This is a genomic window from Aeromonas sp. sif0611 (assembly GCF_019218845.1).
GTDB lineage: Bacteria > Pseudomonadota > Gammaproteobacteria > Enterobacterales > Aeromonadaceae > Aeromonas > Aeromonas media.
In genome coordinates this window covers 171,545-187,723 of record NZ_JAHUWU010000006.1, presented here as the reverse complement: position 1 = coordinate 187,723, position 16,179 = coordinate 171,545, and the positions used below count along the sequence as shown (strand labels likewise).

The window sequence follows — 16,179 nt, the reverse complement described above, 5'->3', positions numbered from 1 at the left end:
CCGTCCACCGGGGGCTTTTCATTTTCCGCCCCCGGATGGCAAACCCGCGGCTATCATCCCGATGTCTGGATGACGACGAGTCCGTGATGGACGGATGCCCCGCAACCCAACGTTGAATTGAAAAATTCACGAGCCACATCACCTCCTTTCACAAGCGCATCGCCCACAAATTCATTACACTGCCAGCGATCTTTTCTACCGGGAGTGCTGCTGCAGTATGGAAATATTGATCCTGTTTGGATTGATTTTGCTCAATGGCGTCTTCGCCATGTCGGAAATCGCCATCGTCACCGCACGCAAGGCCCGTCTCAGCAAGATGGCAAGCGAGGGGAGCCGCTCTGCCGCCATCGCCCTCAAGCTGGGGGAGGATCCGACCCATTTCCTCTCCGCCGTCCAGATCGGCATCACCAGCATAGGCCTGCTCAACGGTATCTACGGTGAGTCACTGCTGGCCCAACCCTTCGCCCTCTGGCTGCAGGAGTGGGGTCTCTCCCCCAAGAGCAGCAGCCTGTTCGCCACCGTCATCGTCGTGGTGCTGGTGACCTACCTCTCCATCGTGGTGGGGGAACTGGTGCCCAAACGCCTCGGCCAGCTCAATGCCGAGCGCATCGCCTGCCTGGTGGCACGCCCCATGCTGTGGCTGGCGACCCTCACCCGTCCTTTCGTCTGGCTGCTGTCCGCCTCCACCAACGCCAGCCTGCGCCTGCTGCGAGTCGATCAGAGCAGCAGCAACAACGTCACCCAGGAGGAGATCCACGCCATCCTGGTAGAGGGCTCAGAGGCCGGCATCATCGAGGATCACGAACACACTATGTTGCGGAATGTGTTCCGCCTCGACGAGCGCAGCCTCTCCTCCCTGATGGTGCCCCGCAGCGACATCCGCTATCTGGATCTCTCCCTGCCGCTGGAGACCAACCTGCAGCGACTGGTGGAGTATCGCCACAGCTTCTTCCCGGTCTGTGACGGCAGCCTCTCTGACCTGGTGGGCATCCTCAACGTCAGCAAGGTGCTACACGCCTACATCAAGGGGGAGCCCATCGATCTGGCGGCCCTGACCCAGGATGGCAGCCTGCTGCCGGAGACCCTCAACGGCCTGGAGCTGCTCAACCACTTCCGCGCCCACGCCGAACACATGGTGCTGGTGGTGGACGAATATGGCGAGCTGCAGGGGCTGGTCACCCAGCAGGATCTGCTGGAGACCCTGGCGGGCGACTTCCAGCAGGAAGACGGGGAGAACAACTGGGCCTTCCAGCGTGCCGATGGCAGTTGGCTGCTCGACGGCCTGATCCCGCTGCCGGAATTGAAGGACTGTCTGGAGCTGGTTCGCCTGCCGGAAGAAGAAAAACATCACTATCACACCCTCGGAGGGCTTATCATGCTGCTCCTTGGCCGCCTTCCCCAGACCGGAGACCTGGTCACCCTGGAACAGTGGCAACTGGAAATCGTGGATATGGACGGCCTGCGCATCGACAAGGTGCTTGCCATGCCCTTGACCGACCAACCCAGCTAACCTGCGGAGTTTGCATGTATGGAGCAGTTTTACCACCTGGCTCACGCCTTCATTCATCAGGATCTGGCGACCCTGTCCGACCCCAAGATGGTCTTCATGGTCTACATAGTCCTGCTGACCTTCCTGGTGCTGGAAAATGGCTTCATCCCGACCGCCTTCCTGCCCGGTGACACCCTGCTGATCCTGACCGGCGTGCTCATCTATCAGGGGGTACTGCCGCTCGCAGTCATCCCGCTGCTGATCCTGGCGACCTTCTTCGGCACCTGGCTCGGTTACATGCAGGGGCGCTTCCTCGGCCACACCCAGATGTACCACAGGCTGATGTCCCATCTGGACGAGAAGCACAAGGAGAAGGTGCACTACCTGCTCAACAAGTACGGCATCATCACCCTGATCACCGCCCGCTACATCGCCTTCGTGCGCACCGCCTACCCCTACATCGTCGGCGCCAACGAGATACCCCAGGGTCGCTTCCTGGTGGTGAACCTCATCAGCTCCATCATGTGGATCTGCCCCCTGGTCGGGCTGGGTTACTACCTGAGTCACACCAAGCTGGCCGCGCAGTATGAGTCCCAGTTCCTCAGCATCATCCTCTGCCTGCCGCTGGTGCTGCTGGTGGGCGGCTTGATAGCGCTGGTCTGGCGCTGGCTGAGCAAACGCAAGGTCCACGTCTCAAGGGATTGAGACAAATCACAGGGGTCGCCGGCAGGCGGCCCTTTTTTATGGAAATAGTGGTGAATTCCGCCCTCCCGCTCTTGTAAAGCGAGGGCAAAAATGAGTGAATCTAGCGCCTTTTTTCGCTGTGGATGGAGTCGGTTGTATGGGGTGTCGGATTCGCGCAATCGCGCTGGTATGTGGATTGATGGGACTGCTCGGATCGCAGGCAGCCCTGGCGGCGCCCAACCCGGCCAAGCTGCAACTGAAATCGGGCAGTGCCCTGGTGATGGACATCAACACGGGCAAGACCCTCTACCAGAAAAACCCTGCCCAGGTGCGCCCCATCGCCTCCCTCACCAAGCTGATGACAGCCCTGGTGGTGCTGGATGCCCGCCAGAACCTGAATCAGACCCTGACCATAGATCAGAACGACAGGGACAACCTCAAGCACACCTACTCCCGGGTGCGCATGGGCACCAAGGTGACCCGCCGTGACGCCCTGCATCTGGCGCTGATGTCCTCCGAGAATCGCATGGCCTCTGCCCTCGGCCGCCACTATCCGGGTGGCCGCTCGGCTTTCATTCGCGCCATGAACAACAAGGCCAGGCAGCTCGGCATGCGCAACAGCCGTTTCTACGACTCCACCGGCCTGTCGACCCGCAACGTATCCACCGCCCGGGATCTCGCCAAGCTCATCGCCGCCGCCTATCGTCAGCCGCTTATCCGCCAGTTCACTCAGGACACCAACAAGGAGATGCGCTTCAGCACGCCCGCCTACAGCCTGATGTTCAACAACACCAACCCCCTGGTGAAGAACCCGGACTGGGACGTGCGCCTCTCCAAGACCGGCTACACCGACGAGGCGGGGCGCTGCCTGCTGATGCGTGCCAAGCCGGACCAGCAGGAGCTCGCCATCGTGCTGCTCAACTCAGTGGGCAAACGCACCCCCATCGGCGATGCGAACCGCATTCGCAAATGGCTGAAAAGCTGACCCTCTCCACGAAGACAAGAAAGGATGCCTAGGCATCCTTTTTGTTTGCCCGTCAAAGGCTGCTCTCGGCCGCCAGGGCGCTCAACGTCCAGAGCCTGGGCCCATTGGTGCCAACGAGCACAGAGCGTGCCTGCAGCAGCGCCAGTGAGTGACTGAAGGTGACATAGGGGGTGACAAGACGCCGAGTGGCAGGGTCTGATTGGAAGCAGAGGGAATATAGGGCGACGACGGAGAGCGGTGTGGCGGGAATAGCAGCGTCGTTCAATGCGGCGACACATCGATCGCCATCAGGGCAGCATAGCCCCACGACCGGGGGAATGCCGCCCATAAAAAAAACAGCCCCGACTAATGTCGAGGCTGTCTGTATGGTGCGCCCGAGAGGATTCGAACCTCTGACCACCTGGTTCGTAGCCAGGTACTCTATCCAGCTGAGCTACGGGCGCTCATCAACTTTTGGTACTGCTAAAATGGTGCGCCCGAGAGGATTCGAACCTCTGACCACCTGGTTCGTAGCCAGGTACTCTATCCAGCTGAGCTACGGGCGCTCACAAACTCTTGATACTGCTAAAATGGTGCGCCCGAGAGGATTCGAACCTCTGACCACCTGGTTCGTAGCCAGGTACTCTATCCAGCTGAGCTACGGGCGCTCATAAATCTTTGATTTCACTTTAAATGGTGCGCCCGAGAGGATTCGAACCTCTGACCACCTGGTTCGTAGCCAGGTACTCTATCCAGCTGAGCTACGGGCGCCCTGATTTAAAGCGATAAAAAAAGCTTACTCAACAGTAAGCCTTTTCTAGCGTACCGACCTGCTGACGGTCGATACATGACTCATCGTGAGTCTAATATGGTGCGCCCGAGAGGATTCGAACCTCTGACCACCTGGTTCGTAGCCAGGTACTCTATCCAGCTGAGCTACGGGCGCAAAATGGCGGAGAAGGGGGGATTCGAACCCCCGATGCGGGTATAAGCCGCATACTCCCTTAGCAGGGGAGCGCCTTCAGCCTCTCGGCCACCTCTCCGTTTGCGGGGCTGATAATACTTCACAGGGATTTTTAGTCAAACACTTTTTTGGAGAAAACAGCGTGTTCGCTCAGCATTTGGTCAAAGCGTGGAATATTCAAGCAATATCGACACTTACCCCCTGGTTTCGTGCCCTGCAAGGTGATTTGCAAAGCCCGGAAAAACAAAAGGCGACACCTGAGATGTCGCCTTGAGGCTGCCAATGGAATGGCTTAGAAATTCGGTTGGCCCGGTACTTTCTCGGCCTGTATCCGCATGTAGATCTCTTCGCGGTGTACGGAGACCTCTTTAGGTGCGTTCACACCAATACGAACCTGGTTACCCTTAACGCCCAGTACGGTGACAGTCACTTCGTCACCGATCATCAGGGTTTCCCCTACACGACGAGTCAAAATAAGCATTCGCTTGCTCCTGTATCCTGTTTTGTATTTATATCGATATGCGCCATTATCTTACAAAGATACCGATATGGTAAATGGTTGAAACTAAATCAATCAGGGATTGTTCCCCAAGGGCTGCTCATGAGGCTCATTATCCAGCCCGAACGCTGAGTGCAACGAACGCACGGCCAGCTCCAGGTACTTCTCGTCAATCACCACGGATATCTTGATTTCAGAAGTGGAGATCAACTGCATGTTGATCCCCTCCTCGCCCAATACCTTGAACATGGTGCGCGCGACGCCGGGATGATTCCACATGCCGACCCCGACGATGGAGACCTTGGCGATCTCCCCGTTACCCTGCACACAGGCGGCCCCCAACAGGGTGGCGGTCTCCTCCAGCAGGGCGCGGGCCCGGCGATAGTCATCGCGATTCACCGTGAAGGTGAAGTCGGCGGTGCCATCCCCCATGGTGTTCTGCACTATCATGTCGACATCTATGTTGGCGTCGCTGATCGGATTCAGGATCTGCGCGGCCACCGTAGGCCTGTCCGGCACACCCAGAATGGTCAGGCTGGCCTCGTTGCGGTTGAACGCAATGCCGGATACCAGGGGTGCTTCCATCCTCTCACCTCCATATGTGATTAAGGTTCCCTCTCCGTCGACAAAACTCGACAGCACCCGCAGCGGTACGCGGTACTTGCCCGCGAACTCCACCGAACGGATCTGCAGCACCTTGGCCCCCAGGCTCGCCATCTCCAGCATCTCCTCGAAGGTGATGGTGGAGAGGCGGCGTGCCTTGGGCTCGATGCGCGGATCCGTGGTATAGACCCCATCCACATCGGTAAAGATCTGGCATTCATCGGCCTTGATGGCGGCCGCCACTGCAACCGCCGTGGTGTCCGAACCACCTCGCCCCAGGGTGGTGATGGCGTTGTGCTCATCACGGCCCTGAAAGCCGGCGATCACCACCACCTTGCCCGCACCCAGCTCGGCCTGAACCTGCTCGGTGTCGATCTGGGTGATGCGCGCCTTGCCATGGGCGGAATCAGTGTGGATACGAACCTGATCACCGGTCATTGAGACCGCAGGACAACCCCGTTTGTTCAACGCGATGGCCAGCAGCGCTATGGTGACCTGTTCACCGGTCGAGACCAGCACATCCATCTCGCGCCGGTTGGCATCCGGATCCAGCTGCTGGGCCATGCCCAGCAACCGGTTTGTTTCGCCCGACATGGCGGAGACGACCACCACCACATCATGCCCCTGGGCGCGGCTCAGCTGAACGCGATCAGCCACCGCCTCGATCCGCTCCAGCGTGCCGACCGAGGTGCCGCCGTACTTCTGTACATAGAGTGCCACAGATCACCTCGCCCGTTTACAGGCGCTCTTCCAGCCAGGAGTGAACGGATTGCAGGGCCGCCGGCACCGCAGCAGGTTGGGTACCACCCGCCTGCGCCATGTCAGGACGACCACCACCCTTGCCACCCACCTGCTGGGCCACCAGATTGACCAGCTCACCGGCCTTCACCTTGGCGGTCAGATCGTTGGTCACACCGGCGATCAGGTTGACCTTGTCCTCGCTGCTGGTTGCCAGCAGCACGACACCGGACTTCATCTGATTCTTCAACTCGTCCAGCATGCCGCGCAGGGACTTGGGATCGGCACCTTCCAGCGCAGCAATCAGCACCTTCTGGCCATTGATCTCGATCACCTGACCCAGCAGGTCGCTGCCGGCCTGAGCCGCCAGCTTGGCCTTGAGCTGTTCCAGCTCGCGCTCCATCAGCTTTGCCTTGTCCATCATCTGGCGAACCTTGTCGGCGATGGAGAACTGATCCCCCTTCACCAGAGCTGCCGCCTCTTCGATCTGCTCGCCCAGCTGGTGCATGAAATCGATGGCACCTTTGCCGGTGACCGCTTCGATACGACGTACCCCTGCGGCGATGCCGCTCTCGGCGATGATCTTGAAGAAGCCGATGTCGCCGGTGCGCTTGGCATGAGTACCGCCGCACAGCTCGGTGGAGTAATCCCCCATACGCACGACGCGGACATCATCCTCATATTTCTCACCAAACAGGGCCATGGCGCCGGCGGACTTGGCGGCCTCCAGATCCATCAGCTCGGTGCTGACATCGTGGTTGGCACGGATCTGGGCATTGACCAGCTCCTCGACCCGGCGAATGGTCGCCATGGTCAGGCCTTCGAAGTGGGAGAAGTCGAAACGCATACGCTCCGCACCGACCAGGGAACCCTTCTGGGTCACATGGTCCCCCAACGCCTGGCGCAGGGCTGCGTGCAGCAGGTGAGTGACCGAGTGGTTCAGGGCGATGGCCTGACGGCGCTCGCCATCGACCACGGCTTCCACCTCGGCGCCCTTCTCCAGGGTGCCCAGTTCCAGATAACCTTTGTGAATGATGGCCTTGCCAGCTTTCTGGGTATCGGTCACGGCGAAGATGCCGTCATCCACTTTCAGAATGCCACTGTCGCCCACCTGACCACCGGATTCGGCGTAGAAGGGGGTCTCCGCCAACACCACCACAGCCTCTTCGCCGGCGATGAGACCATTCACCTCGACGCCATCCTTGTAGATGCCGACCACAGTCGTCTTTTCGCTGAGCTGCTTGTAACCGGTAAATGGGGTTTCGAAATCGAGTTTCAACACCTCGTTGTAGTTCACCCCGAAGCTGGAGGCTTCCTTGGCACGGGCGCGCTGCTTCTCCATCTCGGCCTTGAAGCCTTCCTCGTCGATACCGATCTCGCGCTCGCGTACCACGTCGGCGGTGAGATCCGCCGGGAAGCCATAGGTGTCATACAGCTTGAACACCACCTCGCCCGGAATGACCTTGGCATCGCCGAGGTTCGCCAGCACGTCTTCCAGCAGCAGCAGGCCGCGGTCCAGGGTGCGGACGAACTGTTCCTCCTCGATGCGCAGCACGCGCTCGACCAGCGGCAGCTGGGCGATGAGTTCGGCAGCCACGTCCTTCATCTGCACCGCCAGTTCGGCAGCCAGCTTGTAGAAGAAGATCTCGGTGGCCCCCAGCTTGCGGCCATGACGCACGGCGCGGCGGATGATGCGGCGCAGCACATAGCCGCGGCCTTCGTTGGAAGGCATGACGCCGTCAGCCACCAGGAAGGCGCAGGAGCGGATGTGGTCGGCGATGACGCGCAGGGACTGGTTGCTCAGATCCTCGGTGCCGACGATCTCGGCCGCCTTCTTGATCAGCGCCTGGAAGATGTCGATCTCGTAGTTGGAGTGCACACCCTGCATGATGGCGGAGATGCGCTCCAGACCCATGCCGGTGTCCACGGAAGGACGGGGCAGCGGCTCCATGGTGCCGTCGGCCTGACGGTTGAACTGCATGAAGACCACGTTCCAGATCTCGATGAAACGGTCGCCGTCTTCTTCCGGTGAGCCGGGAGGGCCACCCTGGATGTGATCGCCGTGGTCGTAGAAGATCTCGGTGCAGGGGCCGCACGGGCCGGTATCACCCATCTGCCAGAAGTTATCGGAGGCAAAAGCAGCGCCTTTGTTGTCACCGATGCGCACGATGCGCTCGACCGGCACACCGATCTCATTGGCCCAGATGTTGAAAGCTTCGTCGTCCGTTTCATAGACGGTTACCAACAGGCGCTCTTTGGGCAGCTTGAGGGTACCGGTCAGGAATTCCCAGGCAAAACGGATGGCGTCCTGCTTGAAGTAGTCACCGAAGCTGAAGTTGCCCAGCATCTCGAAGAAGGTGTGGTGACGAGCGGTATAGCCGACGTTTTCCAGGTCATTGTGCTTGCCGCCAGCCCGTACACAACGCTGGGCCGTGGTTGCACGGTTGTAGCCACGCTTGTCTGCGCCAAGGAACACGTCCTTGAACTGGTTCATCCCTGCGTTGGTGAACAGCAAGGTCGGATCGTTGTGCGGCACCAGCGAGCTGGAGGAGACAACCTGGTGCCCCTGAGAGCGGAAATACTCGAGGAACGCTGAGCGTAACTCTGACGTGGACATATACATGGAAAATCCTGCTTGATTCGGATACGGACTTTTAATCGCAATAATGTAAGTTTTCTGCGGGGTAAAGTAAAACGCGCGGGCCCGTCACGGGTGAAAAAGCCCCCAATGGACGGGGCTGCAGCAGAACACCTGACAAGCGCAGGCGGAAAGGGGAGTCGGCTGGGTGGCGGATCATGGCGCCATGGCCCTCAGGGGCAGGGTAAAACGGGGGAAATGCCCCTCCCATCTCACGCGCCGGAGGATCACGCCACCTGGCAGCACCATGGCCAGAACCAGCCCGTTATTCGTCCCCCTGCTGCATGGCAGAGATGGCGTAACGCGCCTGCTCCTGGGTAAAACCCCGCCCAAGCAAATACTTGAGCCATTTCATCCGCAGCTTGAAATCACCGAGATCGGCGACTCTGGCACGCCGCTCGAGCAGGACGAACGCCAGTTCGAACCAGTCCAGCTCGGGCTGGTCAAAGGCGGCGTCGATCTGCATATCATCCAGCCCCTTGCGGCGCAGATCGAAGCGGATCTTGATGGGACCATGCCCCTTGGCCGCACCGGCCCGCACCGCCATGGAGCCGTACCGATCGTCATTGACCCAGTTGTAGCCACGGCAATACTCGACAACGGCCTCGATCACCTCTTCATTGAAGCCCTGCAGCCGCAGCCGCTTGGCCAGCTCCGACTCGGCGCTCTCGCGGCGAGCCAGACTGCGCATGGCAAAGGCGCGGGCGGCAGCAAACCGTTCTTCAAAGGAGAGTTCAACGGGTTCGGGGGAAGATTCATCGACCATAAATGACAAGGCCGGGTATCAACCCGGCCTTCCTTGTTCCTTATTCGAACTCTTGTTCGCTTTCGTCTTCAAACTCTTCGGCGACCGCAGCCACCGGCTTCTCGACCGGCACGGCGCCAGAGAGCAGCAGCTCACGCAGGCGGGCTTCCACCTCGGCAGCCATCACCTTGTTCTCGGCGAACAGCTTCATCACGTTGGCCTTGCCCTGGCCGATCTTCTCGCCGTTGTAGCTGTACCAGGCGCCGGCCTTGTCGATCAGCTTGTGCTTGACGCCCAAGTCCACCAGTTCGCCCTCTTTGGAGATGCCGGCACCGTAGAAGATCTGGAACTCGGCCTGCTTGAAGGGCGGGGCCACCTTGTTCTTGACCACCTTGACGCGGGTCTCGTTACCGACCACTTCGTCACCTTCCTTGATGGCACCGATGCGACGGATATCCAGACGCACGGAGGCGTAGAACTTGAGCGCGTTACCACCCGTGGTGGTCTCGGGGCTGCCGAACATGACGCCGATCTTCATCCGGATCTGGTTGATGAAGATGCACAGGCAGTTGGCGTTCTTGATGTTGGCGGTCAGCTTGCGCAGGGCCTGGGACATCAGGCGGGCCTGCAGGCCGACGTGGGAATCCCCCATCTCGCCTTCGATTTCCGCTTTCGGCGTCAGGGCTGCCACCGAGTCGACGATGATGACGTCAACAGCGTTGGAGCGCACCAGCATGTCGCAGATCTCCAGCGCCTGCTCACCGGTATCCGGCTGGGAGATCAGCAGGTCGTCGACGTTGACCCCCAGCTTGGCGGCATAGATGGGATCCAGCGCGTGCTCCGCATCGACGAAGGCACAGGTCTTGCCTTTCTTCTGGGCTTCCGCGATCACCTGCAGGGTGAGAGTGGTTTTACCTGACGATTCCGGACCGTAAATCTCGACGATGCGACCGCACGGCAGACCACCGATGCCCAGCGCCACGTCCAGGGAAAGGGAGCCGGTGGAGATGGCTTCGATGTCCATGGTCTTGCTGTCGCCCAGACGCATGATGGAGCCTTTGCCAAACTGCTTTTCGATCTGGCCCAGCGCAGCCGCCAGTGCCTTCTGTTTGTTCTGATCCATGCCAATCTCCGCTGGGAATCGTGATGAAGAAGTGAAGTTGGGCTAAGTATACTGTTTATGCATACAGTATCAAGCCCAATTTATCTGAGCAGAGCCAGCAGTCCGGACAAGGCCTGCCTGACCGCCTGCTGGCGCACCTGATGGCGGTCGCCATCGAAACGGGCGAGCAGGGAGTGATGGCGGCCAGTGCGATCCGCCCAGGCAAACCAGACGGTGCCGACCGGCTTGTCGTCACTGCCACCACCAGGCCCGGCGATGCCGCTGATGGCGACGCAGATCCCGGCATCGGAACGGGCGAGGCCCCCTCTGGCCATCTCCAGCACCACGGCCTCGCTGACGGCGCCATGGCGCAGCAGGCTGTCGATGCTCACCCCCAGCATCTGCTGCTTGGCTTCGTTGGTATAGGTAACAAAGCCGCGATCGAACCAGCCTGAGCTGCCCGCAATATCCGTGATGGCCGTGGCGACCCCGCCCCCGGTACAGGACTCCGCCGTTGCGGCCAGCCAGCCTCGCGCCAGCAATGCCTCGCCGAGCTCCCGGGATAGACGGTCGATCTCTGCCTCAAGCCCCATCCTCATGCCCTCTCTGATCCCTTTCGGGGGAAACATGGGGGTCATTATGCAGTTGCCCCGAATCACGAGCAACCTACCCGGGAGCGGCTGCGTCAGCGACCGGCATGGCCCTGCCGAGCATTTGGCGCAAGCGCGCCACAGTGGCAAGTCACCCACGCTTAAGCTCCAGTACATGGGGGCTTCCTATAATCAGCAGGCACCGCCCTGTATGCGGTTTCTATCTTTTTGGATACTGGAGAAAGCAGATGAAGCATCAATTTAAAGTCGCCATGACTGCCCTGGCGATCTGTTTTGCCACCAATACCTTCGCCGCCGAGAGCGCCCCCGAGCTGCAGAGCGAAACCACCCTGGCGCAAGAGCTGAACCTCTCCAGCGCACAGGTTGAACAGATCAAGAGCCTGCGTGAGCAGGCGGCCAAAGAGCTCGGCGCGGTCAAGCTCGACGCCATCGGTCAGGACGTCATCATCAACATGATCAAGACTGGCAAGTGGGACGAGGCGGCCGCCAAGAAGCAGTTGCAAACCATCAGCAACGTGCAGGCCGAGGCCCGCTACTACCGTGCCCATTACCTGTTTGAAGTCAGCAAGGTGCTGACCCCGGAGCAGAAAACCAAGCTGCACGAGATGCTCAGTGGCAACGAAGCCATGTATTGAGAGACGGCTCCCGTTTCTGTGATGCCAATCCCCGCGCTGATGGCGGGGATCTTGTTTCCCCTTCCACGCCTTGCGCACAATGCCCCGCCCTCCCGACACGGCTTGTCACTCCCCTCCCACGCCAGTGAAACCCCAGGACAGCCTTCCCCAAAGCGAGATAACCCATCACCATCTCGGCCCGACCATGTAGAATGGCCACCAGATTCAGACCCATTACGGCAGACGCTTGCCCGCAAGAGCACCTTCTGGAATAGAACATGACAGCACAGCACCAAGCCACCAGCGCCAACCTGAGCGCCCACACCCCCATGATGCAGCAGTACCTTGGCCTCAAGGCCGAGAACCCGGAGATCCTGCTGTTCTACCGGATGGGCGACTTCTACGAGCTGTTCTACGACGATGCCCGCAAGGCCTCCCAACTGCTCGACATCTCCCTGACCAAGCGCGGCCAGTCGGCGGGCAGCCCCATCCCGATGGCAGGAGTGCCCTATCACGCCATCGAGGGGTATCTGGCCAAGCTGGTGCAGCTCGGTGAATCCGCCGCCATCTGCGAACAGGTGGGGGATCCCGCCACCAGCAAGGGGCCGGTGGAGCGCAAGGTCATTCGCATCATCACCCCGGGCACCGTCTCCGATGAGGCGCTGCTCAGCGAGCGGCAGGACAACCTGATCGCCGCCGTCTACCACGATGGCCGCCGCTTCGGTTACGGCACCCTGGACATCGGCTCCGGCCGCTTCTTCATCAACCAGTTCGATAAAGAAGAGACCCTGTTGGCGGAGCTGCAACGCACCAATCCGGCCGAGCTGCTCTATCCCGAATCGTTCGAGTTCCTGCACCATATCGAGGGTCGCCGCGGTCTGCGCCGCCGCCCGGAGTGGGAGTTTGAGCTGGGCACCGCCCGCAAGCTGCTCTGCCAGCAGTTCGGCACCCAGGATCTGGTGGGCTTTGGTGTCGACAAGAGCGAGACCGCCCTGTGCGCCGCCGGTTGCCTGATGCAGTACGTCAAGGACACCCAGCGTACCGCCCTGCCCCACATTCGCAGCGTGCGCCTCGAGCAGCCCGATCATGCGGTCATCATGGATGCCGCCACCCGCCGCAATCTGGAGCTGACCCAGAATCTGGCCGGTGGCTACGAAAATACCCTGGCCGAGGTGCTGGACCGCACCGCCACCCCCATGGGCAGCCGGCTGCTCAAGCGCTGGATCCACCAGCCGATCCGCGATCGGGTGATCCTCAAAGGTCGCCAGAGCACCATCAAGGAGCTCATCGAGCAGAACCTCTACGATGAGCTGGGCGGATTGCTGCGTCAGGTGGGTGATGTGGAGCGGGTGCTGGCCCGTCTCGCCCTGCGCTCGGCCCGTCCGCGCGACCTCACCCGCCTGCGGCAGGCGTTCGCCCAGTTGCCCGAATTGCAGCGCCTGCTGGCGGACAACGAGCACGAATCGGTGCAGCAGCTGGCCGAGCGCGCCAGCACCTTCCCTGAACTGCTCGACCTGCTGGAGCGCGCGGTGATGGAGGTGCCGCCGGTGCTGATCCGCGATGGCGGTGTCATCCGTGACGGCTTCAATCAGGAGCTGGACGAACTGCGGGATCTGGCCAACGGCGCCACCGCCAGCCTCGCCCGCATCGAAGAGCGGGAGAAGCTGCTGACCGGCATCAACACCCTCAAGGTGGGTTACAACAAGGTGCACGGCTTCTATATCGAGGTGAGCCGCGCCAACAGCCATCTGGTGCCGGCCCATTACATCCGCCGCCAGACCCTCAAGAACAACGAACGCTACATCATCGATGAGCTGAAGAAATACGAGGACAAGGTACTCACCGCCCAGGCTCAGGCACTGGCACTGGAGAAGCGCCTCTACGAAGAGTTGCTCGACACCCTGCTGCCCCACCTCGGCGATCTGCAGGAGTCCGCTGCCGCACTGGCAGAGCTGGACGTGCTGGCCAACCTGGCCGAACGTGCCGAGACCCTTGACTACCGCTGCCCCACCCTCATCGATGAGGATCAGATCCTGATCGAGGCGGGCCGCCATCCGGTGGTGGAGCAGGTGATGACAGACCCCTTTATCGCCAACCCGATCCGGCTGGAGCGGGAACGGCGGATGCTGATCATCACGGGTCCCAACATGGGCGGTAAATCCACCTATATGCGCCAGACCGCGCTCATCGTGCTGCTGGCCCATATCGGGGCCTTCGTGCCCGCCGACAGCGCCCGCATCGGCCCCATCGACCGCATCTTCACCCGCATCGGGGCATCGGACGATCTCGCCTCTGGCCGCTCCACCTTTATGGTGGAAATGACCGAGACCGCCAATATCCTCAACAACGCCACCGCCCGCAGTCTGGTGCTGATGGACGAGATTGGCCGCGGCACCAGCACCTACGACGGCCTGTCGCTGGCTTGGGCCTGCGCCGAACAGCTGGCGAGCAAGATTGGCGCCTACACCCTGTTTGCTACCCACTACTTCGAGCTGACCCGATTGCCGGAGCTGATGAGCGGACTGGCCAACGTCCATCTGGATGCGGTGGAGCACGGCGACACCATCGCCTTTATGCACGCGGTACAGGAAGGCGCAGCCAGCCGCTCCTACGGCCTGCAAGTCGCCGCATTGGCGGGGGTACCGAAATCGGTGATCCAGCAGGCTCGCCACAAACTGCACGAACTGGAAAGCGCCACCCCGGTCGTTGCCGGTGAAACCCGTCCGGCCCCGGTGGCTCTCGCCCCGCAACCCCATCCGGTGGTGGAAGAGCTGGAAGCGGTGCGTCCCGACGAGTTGACCCCCCGTCAGGCACTCGATCTGCTCTATCGCCTCAAGCAGATGCTGTAAGCATCCGCCGCCGCGCAAGCATGCAAAAGGGGAACCGCGAGGTTCCCCTTTTTTTTCCTGGTTGGCAGTGGGCCATCAGCCCGGGCCTATGCGATCCAGCAGGCTCAGATTGACCGAGCCGGGATGGCGCTTGAGCTTCTGCCGGTATTCGAACTGGTGCTGGCTCTCCTGCTTGAGCCCCTGCATCAGCGAATAGCACATGGCCAGCATGATCAGCGAGAAGGGCAGCGCGGCTATGATGCTGGCCGCCTGCAGGGCCGCCAGGCCGCCGGAAACCAGCAAGATGGCCGCCACCAGCCCCTGACCCAGTCCCCAGATGGCGCGGTGCAGCACGGGGGGATCCTGATCGCCGATGGAGAGCAGCGTCGTAATCACGAGCGTCCCCGAGTCGCTGGAGGTGATGAAGTAGGTGCAGATAAGCAGGGTCAGCACCCCCTTGGCAATCCAGCCGAAGGTCTCCCAGTGCATCAGTTCCACCGTCTTGTAGAGCGCCAGGGTCACGTCCTGATTGACTGCCGCCACCACGCCACCGCCGCCGAACAGCTCCAGATGCATGGCGGTACCGCCGAACACGGTGAGCCAGAACATGCCGAGCAGGGAGGGCACCAGCAGTACACCGAGCACGAACTCGCGAATGGTGCGCCCCTTGGAGATGCGGGCGATGAACATGCCGACGAAGGGGGCCCAGGCTATCCACCAGCCCCAGTAGAAGGCGGTCCAGCTCGATTGCCAGGCCGAGGTGCCGTTGGCTTCGGTGTTGGTCCAGAAGCTCAGTTTGACGATGTTCTGCAGGTAGTCGCCAATGTTCTGCACATAGGCGTTGAGGATGTAGGTGGTCGGTCCCAGCACCAGGAAGAGAGCGAGGATGAAGGCGCTGAGCCAGATGTTGAGCTCGGAGAGGATCTTCACCCCGCGCCCCACGCCGGAGATGGCCGACAGGGTGGCGATCAGACTGATGCCGCCGATGAGCCAGAGCTGGCTGTGTTGGGAGACTTCCATGCCGAACATCTGGTTGAGGCCGGTGTTCATCTGGGAGACGCCAAGCCCCAAGGAGGTCGCTACCCCGAACACGGTGCCGAACACCGCCAGCACGTCGGCGGCATGGCCCCAGAAGCCGTAGATCCGCTCGCCGAGAATGGGGTAGAGCACGGAGCGAATGGCCAGCGGCAACTTGCGGCGGTAGCTGAAGAAGGCCAGCGACAGACCGACGATCACATAGATGGCCCAGGGGTGCAGACCCCAGTGGAAGAAGGTGAGGCGCATGGCCATCTGGGCCGCTTCCGGCGTCATCCCTTCGGTGACGAAGGGGTTGCCCTGCAGGTGATACATGGGCTCGGCGATGCTCCAGAACACCAGGCCTATGCCCATGCCTGCGCTGAACAGCATGGAGAACCAGGCGAAGTAGCCGAACTCCGGTACCTGGTCGTCGTCGCCCAGTCGAATGCTGCCAAAACGGCTGAACATCAGATAGACGGCGAAGAACAGGAACAGGGCAACCACCAGAATATAGTACCACTTGAAGCCAGCAATGATGGTGTCCTTGGCGCCGGTGAACCAGGTTCCCGCGGTATCCGGGTCAAACACCCCGAACAACAGGAACAGGGTCACGACGGTCAGGGCCGTCATGGCCATGGTGGGATTGAGGCCTTTCAAAAGCCCTTTGGTTGCTCTCATCTGGC

General features: G+C 60.9%; 12 protein-coding genes and 6 tRNA genes. 5 read left to right on the top strand and 13 right to left on the bottom strand.

The window, feature by feature from the left end:
* The first annotated feature begins 217 nt into the window (after positions 1 to 217).
* The 3 genes from KW824_RS15645 (at position 218) to pbpG (ending at position 3,158) form a co-directional block, all read left to right on the top strand.
* A complete protein-coding gene (locus tag KW824_RS15645; RefSeq protein ID WP_043128915.1) occupies positions 218 to 1,510 on the top strand; it encodes a hemolysin family protein in 1,293 nt (430 codons plus the stop codon).
* An 18-nt stretch (positions 1,511 to 1,528) separates the two neighbouring features.
* Positions 1,529 to 2,194, top strand: a complete 666-nt coding sequence (locus KW824_RS15640) for a DedA family protein (RefSeq protein WP_005332433.1) — start codon at positions 1,529 to 1,531, stop codon at positions 2,192 to 2,194.
* A 136-nt stretch (positions 2,195 to 2,330) separates the two neighbouring features.
* Positions 2,331 to 3,158 (top strand): D-alanyl-D-alanine endopeptidase, encoded by an 828-nt coding sequence (gene pbpG, locus KW824_RS15635; RefSeq protein WP_218410269.1) that lies wholly within the window; start codon positions 2,331 to 2,333, stop codon positions 3,156 to 3,158.
* A gap of 366 nt (positions 3,159 to 3,524) precedes the next feature.
* Here pbpG and KW824_RS15630 read toward each other — a convergent pair.
* The 12 genes from KW824_RS15630 to pncC form a co-directional block, all read right to left on the bottom strand.
* Positions 3,525 to 3,601: transfer RNA gene (locus KW824_RS15630), tRNA-Arg, on the bottom strand.
* A gap of 25 nt (positions 3,602 to 3,626) precedes the next feature.
* Positions 3,627 to 3,703: transfer RNA gene (locus KW824_RS15625), tRNA-Arg, on the bottom strand.
* A 25-nt stretch (positions 3,704 to 3,728) separates the two neighbouring features.
* Positions 3,729 to 3,805, bottom strand: a tRNA-Arg gene (locus tag KW824_RS15620).
* Between the two features lie 26 nt (positions 3,806 to 3,831).
* Positions 3,832 to 3,908, bottom strand: a tRNA-Arg gene (locus KW824_RS15615).
* A 98-nt stretch (positions 3,909 to 4,006) separates the two neighbouring features.
* Positions 4,007 to 4,083: transfer RNA gene (locus tag KW824_RS15610), tRNA-Arg, on the bottom strand.
* A gap of 4 nt (positions 4,084 to 4,087) precedes the next feature.
* Positions 4,088 to 4,180: transfer RNA gene (locus tag KW824_RS15605), tRNA-Ser, on the bottom strand.
* Between the two features lie 213 nt (positions 4,181 to 4,393).
* On the bottom strand, positions 4,394 to 4,582 hold the full coding sequence (gene csrA / locus KW824_RS15600) for a carbon storage regulator CsrA (protein WP_005315760.1): 189 nt from the start codon (positions 4,580 to 4,582) through the stop codon (positions 4,394 to 4,396).
* A 93-nt stretch (positions 4,583 to 4,675) separates the two neighbouring features.
* Entirely contained in the window at positions 4,676 to 5,923 is a 1,248-nt protein-coding gene (locus KW824_RS15595; protein WP_005332431.1) for an aspartate kinase, read from the bottom strand.
* Between the two features lie 16 nt (positions 5,924 to 5,939).
* The gene (gene alaS, locus KW824_RS15590) at positions 5,940 to 8,564 is read right to left on the bottom strand and encodes an alanine--tRNA ligase (protein WP_218410268.1); all 2,625 of its coding nucleotides are present in this window, start codon (positions 8,562 to 8,564) and stop codon (positions 5,940 to 5,942) included.
* Between the two features lie 280 nt (positions 8,565 to 8,844).
* Positions 8,845 to 9,345 (bottom strand): regulatory protein RecX, encoded by a 501-nt coding sequence (locus KW824_RS15585; protein WP_218410295.1) that lies wholly within the window; start codon positions 9,343 to 9,345, stop codon positions 8,845 to 8,847.
* A gap of 40 nt (positions 9,346 to 9,385) precedes the next feature.
* Complete coding sequence (gene recA / locus KW824_RS15580; RefSeq protein ID WP_005324574.1) at positions 9,386 to 10,447, bottom strand: recombinase RecA; 1,062 nt, start codon at positions 10,445 to 10,447, stop codon at positions 9,386 to 9,388.
* Between the two features lie 80 nt (positions 10,448 to 10,527).
* Entirely contained in the window at positions 10,528 to 11,019 is a 492-nt protein-coding gene (gene pncC / locus KW824_RS15575; RefSeq protein WP_041207091.1) for a nicotinamide-nucleotide amidase, read from the bottom strand.
* Between the two features lie 245 nt (positions 11,020 to 11,264).
* On the opposite strand from pncC, the gene KW824_RS15570 reads away from it, so the two are divergent.
* On the top strand, positions 11,265 to 11,672 hold the full coding sequence (locus KW824_RS15570) for a Spy/CpxP family protein refolding chaperone (RefSeq protein WP_042649970.1): 408 nt from the start codon (positions 11,265 to 11,267) through the stop codon (positions 11,670 to 11,672).
* A gap of 257 nt (positions 11,673 to 11,929) precedes the next feature.
* Positions 11,930 to 14,500 carry a DNA mismatch repair protein MutS gene (gene mutS / locus KW824_RS15565; RefSeq protein ID WP_218410267.1) on the top strand — a complete coding sequence of 857 codons (2,571 nt, stop codon included), beginning with the start codon at positions 11,930 to 11,932 and terminating at the stop codon, positions 14,498 to 14,500.
* 75 nt (positions 14,501 to 14,575) lie between these two features.
* Here the strand turns inward: mutS and KW824_RS15560 are convergent, their stop codons facing one another.
* Positions 14,576 to 16,174: a BCCT family transporter gene (locus tag KW824_RS15560; RefSeq protein WP_171272729.1), complete on the bottom strand. Its 1,599-nt coding sequence runs from the start codon at positions 16,172 to 16,174 to the stop codon at positions 14,576 to 14,578.
* Positions 16,175 to 16,179: the final 5 nt, after the last annotated feature.